Here is a 14,648-nt window from a genome sequence, read left to right as displayed (position 1 = left end):
GGGTAATTAGATAGCAAAGCCAGAGAAATGGCAAATCCCCCAAACGGGTGAGGTCAAAAAAATACCCGGCCAACCCCTTACCGGCTGACCGGGCAATTAACACGGATTTGTTAGATTAGATATTTACAGTAATAATCCCCGCCGCCTTAACAGCATTAAAGGCAATGGAAATCCCAACCACCATGACCACGCCTGCGCTGAATATGGGCGCCTTCTGAATCCAGGCCTGGGATTCGCTGAAGCGGGCGGTTAGTTTGGAAGCAGTGACCGTGAGGATGCCGATCAGGATCAGCACCGCGGCCAGGCCCAGGCTGAAGAACAGGATCATCAAAAGCCCCAGTGATATGCGGTTAAGGGCAACCGCGGCCAACAAAACCACCAGGGCGGTGGGGCAGGGGACCAGACCGCCTGCCACACCCAGGGACAAAAGGCTTCGCCAGGATACACCCTTTTGATCTTTTGCTGCGCCGGAAAAAGGCGTTTCATGGTGATGGGCCCCGTCTGACCCGGAATGAGGGTGGTGATGGCCGGGGCCGTGATGGTGATGAGTATGGGAGACTGCATGCAAAGCCCTCTGAGCCAGCATCCAATAGCCCACCAGGAAAACCAAGGCCCCGGAAAACACCCCCAACCAGGGGAAAAGATCTTCGGGCAGCACATATTGGGAAAGGAAAAGCGCCACCAAACCCAAAATGATCACGCTGACCACGTGGGTGAAGGTCATTACTCCGCCTAAAAAAACCGCGTCTTTTATGCGTCCCCGGGATCCAATGAGATAGGCCGCCACCATGCCCTTGCCATGACCAGGGCTCAAGGCATGCAAAGCTCCCAACCCGGCGGCCAGCAATAGGGCGACACCTGCCAGAGCAGGGCTAAGGCTGTCTGCCTGGAGGTATTTTTTCAGTGCCGCCCAATCATCCTGGTCATGTTGATCCATACCCTGATGAATCCCCTCAACCCGGTTGCTCAGATCCTCGGCGGATAGAGCGGGGTGGGGCTGCATCAAGCCCATAACGAGCCCCATGCCCAGGAGTACTAAAAAGAATTTTGTTAATATTTTAGGGAAGTTCAATAATGAATGACCGGGACGGTGCTTTCGGCGCAAATCTCCGCCTGTTTTTGCTAAACCCTTCATGGTTTTGCACTCCCTTTCTTAGGAAGCCTTTGAGCACCTTTTCAAGGCGCCGGTTAAGGTTTGAGATTATTCCTGAAAGCCTTCTGGCTTTCCATTTTGTGAACCCTTCTTGGGCCCGATTACTTTAATTTTAGAGGGGTATTCAAGGGAAGTCAATTAAGAAGAGTTAACTGTTTTAAGGGTTTCTTATCTTTGAAATTAAAAGGAAGGAGGCCCGCCGGTATGGGAGGGAACCGACGGGCCTCTGTACTTGGGAGGGTGGAATGCTATTAGCCCGGCATTCCGTCGGGAGATTAAAATCAGCTAGTATTCCAGGGGATAGCCCGGCTTTTCAATCACCCTTTTGGCAATGCGCTTGTTCAGCTCAATTGAGTTCAAGGGCTGATATTTCAAAAGCTTTTTAAGCCCCATCAACTGGGTGCGCAAGTCATCTCCGTCCGCCACATAGGCTACGGCGTTTTTCGCCCAGTTGTCAATCCTGGGTATGGCCTGATCTACATAGGCCTTGACCACATCCAGGTGGAAGGAGGCCTTTTCCTCGCCCAGGGCGGCCACTGCCTTTTTGGCCCGGATAACCGCGGCCTCCATGGCAAAGACTTCAATAATCATATCAGAAACACGGGCCAGCAGTTCCTGTTCGTGAGCCAGTTTTTGCATGTATTTCTGCAGTGCCACACCGGCCACAAAGATAACCGCTTTTTTGCTCATTTCAACCATATGTTCCTGAAGGGCCAAAGGCTCGTCAGGCAACTCAACCATCATGGGCGAGTAATCCATGATTTCGCCCAGAAGTTTCTGACCGGCGGCCATCAGAGGAAGTTTGCCCTTGACAGCTCTTTTGAGAAGCTCGCCGGGAACCAGAAGACGGTTGACTTCGTTGGTTCCTTCGAAGATGCGGTTGATGCGGGCGTCTCTGTAGAAACGCTCGGCTTTGAATTCAGCGGTATAGCCGTATCCGCCATGTATCTGTACAGTCTCATCCACAACGAAATCTAGAATTTCAGAGCCCAAGACCTTGCAGATGGCGCATTCGATGGCAAACTCCCGTATGGCTTCGCTGGCTTGTTCGGCATAGCCCTCGGCGTTCATGTCAACGCCTTTGAGGGAATTTTCGATTAGCCCCACCGTACGGTAGTTCACCGATTCAGTAACATATATCTTTGTGGCCATTTGTGCAAGCTTCTCTTGCATCATGCCAAAGCCGGAAATGGGCCTTCCGAACTGCTGGCGCTCGTTGGCATAGTTAACCGCCAGCTTAAAGGCGCCCTTGCAACCGCCGACCGTGGCTGCGCCGAGTTTATAACGGCCTATGTTAAGGACGTTAAGGGCAATGTGATGACCCTTGCCCTGCTGGTAAAGCAGGTTTTCCACCGGCACCTGGGCGTCTTCCAGAATAATGGTTGTGGTGCTGCTGCCATTGATGCCGAGCTTCTTTTCTTCCGCCCCGGTGGAAACGCCCGGGAAATCGCGCTCCACTATAAAGGCCGAGAAATCCGTGCCATTGATTTTGGCGAATACGATAAAGTAGTCCGCCCAGCCGCCGTTGGTGATGAAGAGCTTCTCACCATTCAAGACATAGTGCTTGCCGTTTTCGCTTAAAACGGCCTTGGTGCGGCAACCGCCGACCGCGTCCGAACCGGCGCCGGACTCGGTGAGCCCATAGGCGCCTATCTTGTTGCCTGCGGCCAAACCGGGCAGGTATTTTTCCTTTTGCTCTTGATTACCGTAGTACACGATAGGCAAGGTGCCGATGCCTGTGTGTGCGCCAAAGGAAACCGCCAGAGATCCGGCGTCACCCATGGCTTCGGTGATCACGCAGGTGGAAACCTTGTCCAGGCCCAGGCCGCCGAAATCTTCGGGCACGTCCGAACCCAGGAGTCCCAGCTCACCTGCCTGGTCGAAGATGCTTCTTACCAGTTCTTCGTTTTTCTGTTCTATAATTTCGTCTTTAGGCCAGATTTCGTTGGTTACAAAGTCCCTGGTTGTCTTGTAGATCATGCGGTGCTCGTCTGAGAGCTCCTCAGGAGTGAAACAATGCGCCTGATCAAGCGGAGTGACAATAAAAGCGCCGCCTTGGGGCTTTTGGGCTTCAGACATGAACATGACTCCCTTCTGTATGAAACCGGCCGGTTTTCAAAGGCGGCCGGTTTTTTTTAGTCTTCTTTTTCAAAAATACCGGCTGCGCCCATACCAAAGCCGATGCACATGGAGACCAGGCCCCAACGGCAGTCCGAGCCTCTGCGCCCCATTTCATAGGCAAGCTGGGTGGTGAGTTTCGCCCCGGTGCAGCCGAGGGGGTGACCCAGGGCAATGGCCCCGCCGTTTACGTTGGTTATATCCATGTTGATGCCCAGCTCGCGCACGCAGTAAATCGCCTGGGAGCCAAAGGCTTCGTTCAACTCGATCAGGTTCATGTCATCCATAGTCACCCCGGCCAGCTTAAGGGCCTTGGGAATGGCGGCAACCGGGCCTATGCCCATGTAGCGGGGATCCACCCCGGCCACTGCATAGGAACGGTAGGTCAAAAGCGGCTTCAACCCCAGCTCCTTGGCCTTTTCCTTGGACATGCAGACCAACATGGACGCGCCGTCGGACATCTGTGAAGAGTTTCCGGCCGTAATGACTCCACCCTGTTTAAAGGCGGGTTTAAGCTTGGCCAGCCCTTCCATGGTGGTGCCCGCCCTGGGGCCTTCGTCTGTGTCGAAGACCTCTTCATAGATCTCAAAATGGCCGTTTTTCTTGGGGCGCTGTTTTTTAATGGTCAAGGGAACGATCTCGTCCTTGAACTTGCCTTCCGCAATCGCCTTGAGGGCCAGTTCATTGGAGCGGACCGAAATTTCGTCCATCTCTTCGCGGCCGATATTAAAATCAGCGGCCACGTTTTCCGCGGTCATGCCCATGCCTTCATAGGCCCAGGGGCGGTCAGAGGCCAGGTCCGGGTCAACGCTCATCATATTGCCACCCATTGGAATCATGCTCATGGATTCCACACCGCCGGCCACTATAACTTCGGCCATGCCGCACATGATGCGCTCGCAGGCAATGGAGATGGTCTGGAGTCCCGAGCAGCAGAAACGGTTCACCGTCATGCCCGGGACTTCATCAGGCAATCCGCTTTTGGAGACCAGCACCCTGCCCAGGTTGAGGCCCTGTTCAGCCTCCGGAAAGGTGCAGCCCACAATAACGTCGTCTATATCCTTGGGGTCAAGGCCCGGAGTGCGGTTCAACACCTCTTTCAGCACCACAGAGCCCATGTATTCTGGCCTGGTCAGGCGCAGGCTCCCCCTGGGGGCCCGGCCCACTGCGGTACGCACGGCCGAAACAATCACGGCTTCTCTCATTTGTATCCTCCCAAGGCTTGGTTAAAGCCTTTTAGCCTCATGGGTGGAAATGGAAGAGGGCCTATGGTTAACTTCCCGCTTCCCATGCCACCATTCGATGGCCCTCTTCCATTTCGTTTCTGGATCAATTGCGCAACGGTTTGCCGGTCTTGAGCATATGGGCCATTCTGGCCTGGGTCTCCCTGGTTCCGCAGAGGCTCAAGAAGGCCTCCCTTTCCAGATCAAGGAGATACTGTTCGCTCACATAGGTATCCGGCAGGACCTTGCCGCCTGTGATCACCTCGGCCACCTTGGTGGCCACGGTTACGTCGTGATCGGTCACAAATCCCGCTTTTTGCAGGTTGTATATGGCGTATTTAAAGACGCCCATGGCATCCTGTCCCATGACCCTTATCTTTTCCAGGGGCTTGGGCGGGGTGTAACCGGCCAGGTTCATGGCCAGGACATTGTCCTTGGCCGCCTTGATGCGGTAATCGCCGTTAATGGAGATTTTGTCCGTATAGCGCAAGATGCCCATCTTCTGGGCTTCCTTGGCGCTGGTGGCCACCTTGGCCATGGCTATGGTCTCAAAGGGCCTGGCCGCAAAAGGCAGAAGGAAGGGCTGCTTGGGATAGAGGCCTCCTCTTTCCACCTTGAATACGCGCTCGTGAGTGTTTCTTATGAGCAGCTCCTTGGTGCCGCCGCCGGCCGGGATCACGCCCACGCCGACCTCCACCAGGCCGATATAGGTCTCGGCCGCGGCCACCACCCGGTCAGAGGCCAGGCAAACCTCGCAACCACCGCCCAAGGCCATCTGATGGGGTGCGGCAACTACGGGTTTTTCAAAGAGTTTCAGCTTCATAAGGGTGTCCTGGAATTTTTTGACCATGAATTCCAGTTCATCCCACTCTTCTTCCTGGGCGGTGAACAAGACCAGCATGAGGTTTGCCCCCACACTGAAGTTTGAGCCGTGGTTGGCCAGAACCAGACCGTCAAAGTCTGTTGCCACCTTTTCCAGACTCTTGTCCATCAAGGTGATGACTTCAGGCCCCAAAGAATTCATCTTGCTGTGGAACTCCAGGCAGGCGACACCGTCTCCCAGATCAATCAGGGAAGCTCCCTTGTTTTCGATAACCGTCTTGTCCTGATCCTTTAAGGATTTAAGGAGGATTATCTTGGGAGACACCTCGACCGGGAGATATGCCTTTTGGGCCTGGTCGTAATAGGAGAGCTTGCCTGCCTTGTACTGATAAAAGGATTCAAATCCGTTTGCCAGCATCTCCTCGACCCAGGAGGGCAGGGCGTAGCCCGCGTTTTTCATAAGATCGGCTGATTTGACGAGCCCCAGGGCGTCCCAGGTCTCAAAGGGGCCAAGTTTCCAGTTAAAGCCCCATTTCATGCCGTTATCTATATTAACTAAATCGTCGCTGATCTCAGGCACCCGGTTGGCCGCATAAATCAGGGTCTCTGCCAAAAGGCGGAACACAAACTCCCCGCCCTTGTCCTTGGCGTAGAACATGGATTTAAGCTTGGCGTTTACGCCGGATTTTTGCTTGGCTTCTTCCAGGGAGCCGAACTTGGCCTTTTGTTTGGGACGGTATTCCAGGGCCTGGTATTCCAGGGCCAGGATTTCCTTTTTACCTTCGGGCGTTTTGGTTTTTTTATAAAACCCGCCCTTGGTCTTGTTGCCCAGCCATCCCTTGGCGATCATTTCCTTTAGCCAGTCAGGAGCCTTGAAAACGTCTCGCTTTTCATCATCAGGGCAGTTTTCATAAACATTGTCCGCAACATGGCTCATGACGTCCAGGCCAACCAAGTCGGCCAGACGGTAAGTGGCCATTTTGGGGCGGCCCAATACCGGACCTGTCAGGGCGTCGACCTGCTCGATACCGAATCCCATCTCCTGCATGAGCTGGTTGGTATAGTTGCCGGCAAAAACACCGATTCTGTTGGCAATGAAGTTTGGGGTGTCCTTGGCGAAAACCACACCCTTGCCCAGGATCTTTTCCGCGAATTCAGCCATGCGTTCCATGGCGTCGCTGGTGGTCTTGGGGCCGCTTATGATCTCAAAGAGTTTCATGTAGCGGGGAGGGTTGAAAAAGTGGGTGCCAAGGAAGTTTTCCTGGAACTCCAGGCTCAAGTGCTCGCTCATGGCGGCCACAGAGATGCCGCTGGTGTTTGTGGTGACCAGGCAGTCCGGCTTTCTGACCGTCTCCAGCTTGGAGAAAAGGTCTTTTTTAATATCCAGCCTTTCCACCACCACCTCAACGATCCAGTCGCAATCCTTTAAGAGATCCAGATCATCTTCCAGGTTGCCGATGGTGATTAGATCAGCGTCTTCAGGCACATAGAATGCGGCAGGCCTGGCCTTCAGAGCGCCGGTCAATCCGTTTTGGGCAAACAGATTCCTGAATTGGGGAGAATCCTCTTTGACTCTTTTTTTTTGCAGCTTTTCGGGCATTTTGGGCGGCACGATATCCAACAGCACAGTGGGCAGACCCACGTTTGCTGTATGGGCGGCAATGGTGGCGCCCATGACACCTGCGCCGATTACGCCCACCTTTTTGATGGGTTGGCTCATATTAAACCTCCTTGGAGCTGTAAGCGGCCCTGGGGGACGAATAAATAAAAATCTTATCCAATTGCGACGTTTGAGTGATAAAAAGGCTTGGCTTGGAAAATTATGAATGAGTTTTCATTCATTTTTAGAGAATCTAGCATGGCCGGGCTTTGAGTGTCAAACTTTTTTTTGGTTTATGAATAGAAAAAATCTTGTTACGGAACCACTAAATATAGTAGAAAAAAAAGGAGGGATACAATCGGTGGTGTTTCTCGCGTGGTTTAAAATTGAAAGCAAGAAACAGATAAACAGTTTGCAAAGAAGCCCGGTTCCACTCCATTGCATACTTGAGGATGCAAAGCTGTCTGATCTCAGGTAAAGTCTCTTTCCTATGTTCTGTACTTAACAGTCACGCTACACATCGGTTGTTAAAGGGCCGCATGATATCGGGCCCAGGGCGATTTCAGCAATAGGCTGACTACAACTTTTGGTTGCCTGTTTTTTATACCCTGGTCATACTGGGACTGTGTTACATGTGGCGATTGTTAAAAATCTTCGGTTGTAACGGAAATGATATGCTCCCAATCTGTTTTTTAGCTGATAATCGCGGTTTGCTAATCAGGGCGATTACTCTTTCTTTTTTAGGGTTCTGTCTTCTTTTTTATCTTTTAATAACTCCCCGTATGGCTCATGCCGTTCAAGAAGATTCCGAACATAAAAACAAATCCCCGATATTTACCTTTTGCTATCAGGGAAAGGTAAGCGACTCCCGTTTTGTGGTGGTGGATAAAAGCAGGCAAAGCTTTATGGTCTTCCGATATTTGGGCGATCTGGAATTGGAATATGAATATCCCTGTTCCACCGGCAGCCGTCCGGGCGATAAACAGAAAGAAGGTGATGAAAGAACTCCCGAGGGGATTTATTTCACCACCCACCGCTATAAGGACAACAAGGTCACCATATTCGGCGACCAGGCTATTCATTTGAATTTTCCCAATCCTTTTGATCGGGAGCAGGGGCACAGCGGTAACGGCATTTATATCCACGGCACCAACCAAAAATTGAAACCGCGGGCCAGTAATGGTTGTATTGTCATGCGGAATCAGGATCTGGATGTTGTGGCTCCTTTAATCAAAGAGCAATTAACGCCTGTGGTGGTGGTTAAGAGTTTTCACCTGGCTGACCTGAAAAAAAGGGTGAGGTCCTGTAATTATCTGTTGGATTTGGAAAAGTGGGTTAAAAATTTTAATCTCGCCCCCAAAGGCCCCTCTCTGGCCCTGCGCAGCAGTAAAGGGCCCAAGCTTCCGGCCAAGCTGGCCTCCCTGGCCCCCAATTTGGCCCATCTGGGTAAAAACAGCAAAATTGAGCTTTCAAACAGGGGCATGATGCTTCTGGGCCTGGATTCGCATTGGATACTGGTGGCTGATCAGGTCATCAAAAAGTCAAGGCGCAAAGAAATACTGGTTACCAGGAGGTTTTTCTTAAACGGAAATGATCCCTCCTCTGCCAGTGCGTTAAAAGGGGACTGGGTGGTGTCCGATCTGACCCAGGCAAAGCGTTTGATTGCCCTGGCTCCCAAGGAGATTGTGCTGGCCACGGCCAAGTCACATGAACCTGCCCAGACCCCCAAAAAACCTGCCGCTATAAAAACTGAGCCAAAGGTTAATGCCAAAAAACAGATTGAAAGGATGCTTAAGTCCTGGATGCATGTCTGGCAGGCCAAGAAATTGAACCTTTACATGGGCTATTATGCCCGTGATTTTAAAAGCGGGAATATAAACAAAACGCAATGGAAAAAGCGTAAACGCTACTTAAATAAGGTTTACAAAGTAATACGGGTTCGGGCCAAGGACCTGAAGATAACGGTTCTAAACCGGAATCAGGCCCGAGTGGAGTTCATACAGCTCTACTCCTCGGATTGGCACAAGGATAGGGGCCTCAAAAAGTTGGAGTTGGTTTACCGCAAGGGTAAATGGCTTATAAAAAACGAGACCTGGACCAAATTATAGAAATTTTTACGCGGAAATCGGCTGATTAGTCCGGGCTGCCGCCCGGTTACACGACCCAATATAACCGATCTGGGAAAGACCAAAGGCAGGAGCATGGGTATTCAGAGAAAAATGCATTCAACTCTTTGTTATTTCTTTAAAAAACCCAACATGGGGGGGAGGACACGTGGGAAAAAAGGGAATGGACGTACTTCTGGTGCGCAAATCAGGACCGGTGCAGGCCGTGACCTTTAGAACCTGGTGGATATATTTTTTGTTCCTGGTGTTGATCCTGATGCTTTTGGGCATGGGGGCGGGCAGCTTTTTGCTTTATGGTCAGCAGGAAGCCTTGAAAAAGCTTGCTGACGACACCAGGTTGATCATGCTGCGCACCGAGAGGCTGGAGGCCCTGGTTCAGGAACAGGAGACCAGAGAAGTTCTGGCCATGCAGGCTGATATGGAAAAGCAGGCGGCGGAGAACGCCAAAAACGATGCCGCCCAGTCGGGAGACGATACTCCCCCTGAAGCCGGTAAATCTCAGCCTGAACCCGAGAAAAAAGCGCTCGATCCTGTTGAACCCAAATCTGCGGATACTGAGCAGATAAAGGACCAGGCCCAAACCACACCGGAGCCCAAGGCAGAGGCGGAGGAAAAGCAGGAAAAAGCCGATGAAATTACAGAGCCCGCTGAGTCTGACCAGGTCGGCATCAGAAATGTCCAGCCGTCGGTCGAGGCAAATGATCTGTTTGTGCTTTTTGATGTGGTGAATAAAACCGAATCTCCCTCATCCGAACCCTTGATGGGCTATGTTTCAGTTATCATGAGGGGGCAGAAAAGAGGCAATCCCTGGGTGGAATCCTGGCCTCCCATGCGTCTGACTCCTCAGGGCAGGCCAATGAACTACAGAAGGGGCGCTCCTTTTTCCATTCACAGGTTCCGCCGCATGAAGGCGAAATATGACGCCCTGGAAAAGAAACCGGAAAAGCTCGAATTTGTGATCTATTCCCGAGAAGGACAATTGCTTTTGGTGAGCTCCGCCGCTATAGATATGGAAACGAGCACACCTAAAGAAACGGAAAAAGAGCCAACCGAAAAAACAACAGAGGGGGCTGGTAATTGAAACCTGGTTTTTGGGTTTTTTTATGCATGTTTATCATGGCCGGGCTGCTGCCTGTAACCGCAACAGCCCAAAAGCGGCCGTGCCTTGAGCATAGGGTCTATTTTGACGGCACACCCAACCAGCTTGACGTTTACCACATAAGGGGAACTCATCCCGGCAAGACCCTGATGATATTAGGCGGCATCCAAGGCGATGAACCCGGTGGTTTTTTATCGGCGGATCTGTATGCCGATATCGCCCTTATCAAAGGCGATTTGATAGTTGTCCCCAGGGCAAACCTGTATTCCATAATTAAAAATCACAGGGGGCCGGACGGTGATATGAATCGCCAGTTCGGCGACCCTGTAACAGCCAGACGCCACAAGGAAATCGTATCTATATTAAAGAAACTCATCGCCCAAAGCGATTGTCTGTTGAATCTGCACGACGGCAGCGGTTTTTTCAGGCCAAAATGGGAAGGGCCCATGGCCAATCCCAAACGCTATGGCCAGTCCCTGATAGCGGATACCGATGTTTTTGTGAACCACAAGGGGAAAAAGCTGGATCTGAAAGGGATGGCCGAAGAGGTGCTGGCCAAGGTCAATCTCCAGATAAAGAACCCCAAGTATCATCTTTTATTTAATAATCATGCCACAGCTTCGCCCCAGACCCTGCATAAGGAGCAGCGCCGCAGCGCAACCTATTACGCCCTTATGAAATGCGGTATACCGGCCTTTGGTGTTGAATCCAGCAAGTCCCTGCCCACAGTGGGCATGAAGGTAAGGCACCATATCCTGGTGATAAACGCCTTTATGGACCTTTTGGGGATAGAGCGGGAAAATCCGGCTTCCATGCTGCCCAAACCGGTTTTGCAGTTTGTGCTTTTAAGCGTGAACGGAAAAGACCCTGTAATGGTCTCTAAAAATCGCACCTTAGCCATACGCCCCGGCGACAAGGTGAAGGTGCTGCATATTGAGGCCAATTATGAAAGGGGTTTAACCTGCGACTTCTTGGGGGTGGGTTCCATAAATGACCTCAGACGGGATGTCAGGATAAACAAATCCACCACCTTGGTGGTGCGTAAGGATAACGCCAGGCTGGGAAATGTGAAGATCAGGGTGCTTAGTGGCGAAGAAACTCTGTTTACCACAGTGCGCTCGCCCATCCTTTATTTTTTAGTTGAAGTGGAGGGGCAAAGACGCGTCCTGGCCAATGGCGAGGAGTTGAAACTCATCAGGGGGGACAACTTTAAAATAGTGGATGTGCTTACCAACCTGCCTTCGCCCAACAGCCTGACAGTGAACCTCAAGGGTTTTGTACCGGCCGTACCCGGCAAAAACCAGGGAGAGGACAGGGGGTATGAAGTCCGGACAGCCCGGGATCTGATGTCACGATTTTCCCATTGTCCGGCATCCTATAATAAGGATTTAAGTTGCCACCGGGTCCTGGCCAAACAGGGCAACCGCATCTTAGGTGAAATTACCGTGGTCTTAAGGCCGGCCAAACTGGATTATCTGGTTCTCAAAAGAAAAAACGGCGGTAAGATGGTTTACCATGACGGTGAATCCGTCAGGGCCCATCCCGGTGAAAAACTGGAAGTGGTGGACCTTAAAACCAATCTTTCCTCTGGTCGGGGATTGACCCTTGCCCTGCATAAAAGCGGAAAAAACGTGAATTTAAAAGGGAGGCTGATTGACACCTCCCGGGATATTTTTAAGAACCCGAGGCCGAAAAAGTCTGACAAAGTTAAACTGGTTGTATTGCGCGCGGATCAGACCATAGGACATATCCGTTTAGATATTGGAGAAAAGTAAATTGGATTCCAATAGTCTCACCCTCCTTGCACCGGGAACCATGGTGCGGGGCGATATCTTCAGTGAAAACATCTTGGTGGTGGAAGGCGGGGTGGAAGGCAACATCAGAGGAAATCGGGTGTTGGTCAAAAGTTCCGGCTGGGTTCATGGCAATCTGGCCTGCCGTTCATTAAGCATTGAACCCGGTGGACTGGTAGACGGCTATATAAAGGTGGCGGAGATGCCTTCTTTACCACCCGGAAAGGCTGGAAATCAGGCTCTTCCCGAATCCAAAGAGGAAAATAATGAGCCGTACAGCCTGCCTTTAATGGATGAAAATGCAGAAGGTCAGGAAAAAGAGCAGTCAAAAAAAGACACCGCTTTAGATGAAAAAGACGCCTTGCCAGACGAATAGGCCGGGCTTCGAAAAATGTATTTCAAGCTGGAGTGGTCACTAAAGACCACTCCATTCTCATTTAGGGAGAGTGAAAATGGCAACTGTTCTAGTTTGTTATTATTCCAAGGGGGGGAACACCCGCAAAATGGCCGAAGCCCTGGAAAAAGGGCTCATTGAAGCGGGGTGCCGGGTGAATCTCAAAAAGGTGGACCAGGTTCAGCTTGAAGACCTTAAAAACGCAGACGGCGTCATGGTCGGCTCCCCCTGCTACTTCGGCAGCGTAGCCGCGGAAGTGAAGAGCTTTTTGGACAAGGCGGTTCAGCTTTTCGGAACAGGCGATCTGGAGGGCAAACCAGGGTCCGCATTTGTGAGCGGCGGCAGTATCGGCGGCGGCGGTGACCTGGCCATGATGACGATCGTGACGGGCCTTTTGGTATACGGCATGGTGGTGCAGGGCTACAGAAAGACCGGGCACCTCGGCACCCTTTCCATCGGCGCTCCGGACGACAGGGTTTTACAGGAGTGCCATGATCAGGCGACCAAGTTTGCCGCCTTGGTCAAGAAATTGGCCGAAAGGTAGCAGTCAGCCTTGACTACAGACAAACAAGCAATCTTGATCAAGGCCAAGGGACTGGTAGGTGTGGAGCCTGATGTAGAGAGCCCCCATGTGTTGATTGAAAACGGGGTTATCAAGGCCCTGGGCAAGGAGGCCCAGGCATGTCCGGCTGAAGAGGTTGATCTTAGCGATCTTTATCTTTCTCCGGCAGCCCTGGATGCGCATGTACACCTTTGGCTTAAAGGCCCGCCCGAAAAAAGCCTGGCAGCCTATCAAGAGGCGGCAGTGGCCGGGGTCAGGGATATGGGCCGGACCAAAAAGGCGGCTGACAAGACCTATGAAAAGCCCCAGGACGGGCCATTGGTCCTGGAGGCGCGCATGGGCCTCGGCGCCAAGGGTGAAGCCAAATACTGGCTGGCCCAGGAATTTAAGGGTGCGGATGAGTTTTACAAAGCCGCCCTTAAACAGGCCCGGGACGGCGCGGATTTGATAAAGGTCTTTGTCACGGGTTTACTGGATTTTGACAATCCGGGCCAGGTGGAGCACCCTCTGGCCGTGACGGAAAAGGAAATGAAGGCCGCGGTCGAGGCGGCTAAAACCCATGGGCTCAGAGTATCTGTGCATGCCAGCGGAAAAGCGGCGGTGGATGCCGCGCTTAATGCGGGGGTGGGTTCTGTGGAACACGGGTTTTTCATGGGATCTGAGAATTTGGCCCGTATGGCGAATGAGGGAGTGTACTGGTCTCCCACCTTGGCGGCCTGCAAGGTTCACGCAGATGACCCGGAAGGACGCCACCCCGAACAGATACGGGAAAATATCGGTAAAATCGTGAAAAGCCAGGTGGATGCCCTGAGAGAGGGGGAAAAACTCGGGGTTCCTCTGGTTCTGGGATCGGATGCAGGCTCCTATGGAGTGCCCCACGGCAAGGCTCTTTTCATGGAGATCGAGGCTTGGCTATGGGCCGGTATTGCAGCAAAAACCGTGTTTGAAGCGGCTACAAAGACCGCTGCCCTTGCCATGGGCCGGGCCGATGAACTTGGTGTGATCAAAAAGGGAGCCCTGGCCAGGCTGGTGGGTTGCGGGGCGTCTCCTCTGGAAGACCCCACCGAGCTGTCCAGGCCCATGTGGCGGTCATTTTAAACTTACAGGGTAAACCCCCTGGGATAATAGAACACATATTCCCGGGCCAGTTTCTCCTGTCTTTCCCTGGCGATTTCGTCCAGGGTTTTGAATAGTGTGTTAAGGCGGTTAAGGGGAGCCACCCTGCGTTTGAAATCCATTAACTGGGCTTGGTCCTCCAAAAGAGGCAGCATGAACCGGTTGGCTCCCCCCCGCCAACTCAAATCAAGGGACTTGGAGAGCTTCTCCACTTCACCATAGACCCGTCGAATAAGGTCTGTGCGCAGGATGTCGCAAGGGGTGTTGACCAGGGTCTCCATTAATGCGGCCAAAAAACCAACCTTGATCAGGTCCTCCTGATTATGGCGATGCCTCAGTACAGCCAGGGCTGTTTCATTGAGCCCGTTTGTACAGGCAATGTGGGCCGGCATTTTTCCGCCGGGCTTACGCCCTTTTTTAATCAGCTCCGCCCGGTAGTCTTCATAACCTGCTGCGCTCCTGACATGCACCTGTAGAATATTGGTGGTGCGCCAATCGCCCCACTTTAGCCTCATGGGCGCATCAGTAATCACATTGTCGGGTTGTTTAGGCTTATTGCCTGGAAAATCGATAATATGGCTCAAGATAGCTCCTGTGAAGCTTGATTATAATCAGGAGTTAGTAGGGTATCAGAATCCACTC

The 14,648-nt window shown here is 52.1% G+C and carries 11 protein-coding genes; 6 read left to right on the top strand and 5 right to left on the bottom strand.

Annotated elements, in window-relative coordinates; all coding sequences use genetic code 11:
- Positions 1-115 precede the first annotated feature (115 nt).
- From X474_RS09580 to X474_RS09560, 4 genes are all read right to left on the bottom strand, one after another.
- Entirely contained in the window at positions 116-1,135 is a 1,020-nt protein-coding gene (locus X474_RS09580; RefSeq protein WP_197282049.1) for a nickel/cobalt transporter, read from the bottom strand.
- A gap of 303 nt (positions 1,136-1,438) precedes the next feature.
- Positions 1,439-3,232: an acyl-CoA dehydrogenase FadE gene (locus X474_RS09570; RefSeq protein ID WP_044348500.1), complete on the bottom strand. Its 1,794-nt coding sequence runs from the start codon at positions 3,230-3,232 to the stop codon at positions 1,439-1,441.
- Between the two features lie 56 nt (positions 3,233-3,288).
- Positions 3,289-4,476 (bottom strand): thiolase family protein, encoded by a 1,188-nt coding sequence (locus X474_RS09565; RefSeq protein WP_044348498.1) that lies wholly within the window; start codon positions 4,474-4,476, stop codon positions 3,289-3,291.
- 124 nt (positions 4,477-4,600) lie between these two features.
- Complete coding sequence (locus X474_RS09560) at positions 4,601-7,036, bottom strand: 3-hydroxyacyl-CoA dehydrogenase/enoyl-CoA hydratase family protein (RefSeq protein WP_044348497.1); 2,436 nt, start codon at positions 7,034-7,036, stop codon at positions 4,601-4,603.
- A 662-nt stretch (positions 7,037-7,698) separates the two neighbouring features.
- On the opposite strand from X474_RS09560, the gene X474_RS09550 reads away from it, so the two are divergent.
- The 6 genes from X474_RS09550 (at position 7,699) to X474_RS09525 (ending at position 13,988) form a co-directional block, all read left to right on the top strand.
- Entirely contained in the window at positions 7,699-9,024 is a 1,326-nt protein-coding gene (locus tag X474_RS09550) for a L,D-transpeptidase family protein (RefSeq protein ID WP_231688315.1), read from the top strand.
- Between the two features lie 166 nt (positions 9,025-9,190).
- On the top strand, positions 9,191-10,123 hold the full coding sequence (locus X474_RS09545) for a cell envelope integrity TolA family protein (protein WP_044348493.1): 933 nt from the start codon (positions 9,191-9,193) through the stop codon (positions 10,121-10,123).
- Positions 10,120-11,916: a M14/M99 family metallopeptidase gene (locus tag X474_RS09540; RefSeq protein ID WP_052515055.1), complete on the top strand. Its 1,797-nt coding sequence runs from the start codon at positions 10,120-10,122 to the stop codon at positions 11,914-11,916. The genes X474_RS09545 and X474_RS09540 overlap by 4 nt, the downstream gene beginning before the upstream one ends.
- Position 11,917: 1 nt before the next feature.
- Positions 11,918-12,310, top strand: a complete 393-nt coding sequence (locus X474_RS09535) for a bactofilin family protein (protein WP_044348491.1) — start codon at positions 11,918-11,920, stop codon at positions 12,308-12,310.
- A gap of 76 nt (positions 12,311-12,386) precedes the next feature.
- Entirely contained in the window at positions 12,387-12,872 is a 486-nt protein-coding gene (locus tag X474_RS09530; RefSeq protein ID WP_044348489.1) for a flavodoxin family protein, read from the top strand.
- A gap of 9 nt (positions 12,873-12,881) precedes the next feature.
- Positions 12,882-13,988 carry an amidohydrolase family protein gene (locus tag X474_RS09525; protein WP_082464275.1) on the top strand — a complete coding sequence of 369 codons (1,107 nt, stop codon included), beginning with the start codon at positions 12,882-12,884 and terminating at the stop codon, positions 13,986-13,988.
- A 2-nt stretch (positions 13,989-13,990) separates the two neighbouring features.
- Here the strand turns inward: X474_RS09525 and X474_RS09520 are convergent, their stop codons facing one another.
- On the bottom strand, positions 13,991-14,590 hold the full coding sequence (locus tag X474_RS09520; protein ID WP_044348487.1) for a hypothetical protein: 600 nt from the start codon (positions 14,588-14,590) through the stop codon (positions 13,991-13,993).
- Positions 14,591-14,648: the final 58 nt, after the last annotated feature.

The organism is Dethiosulfatarculus sandiegensis (assembly GCF_000931935.2).
In the GTDB taxonomy this organism is placed as follows: Bacteria; Desulfobacterota; Desulfarculia; order Desulfarculales; family Desulfarculaceae; genus Dethiosulfatarculus; species Dethiosulfatarculus sandiegensis.
This window is presented reverse-complemented; position numbering and strand designations above follow the sequence as displayed.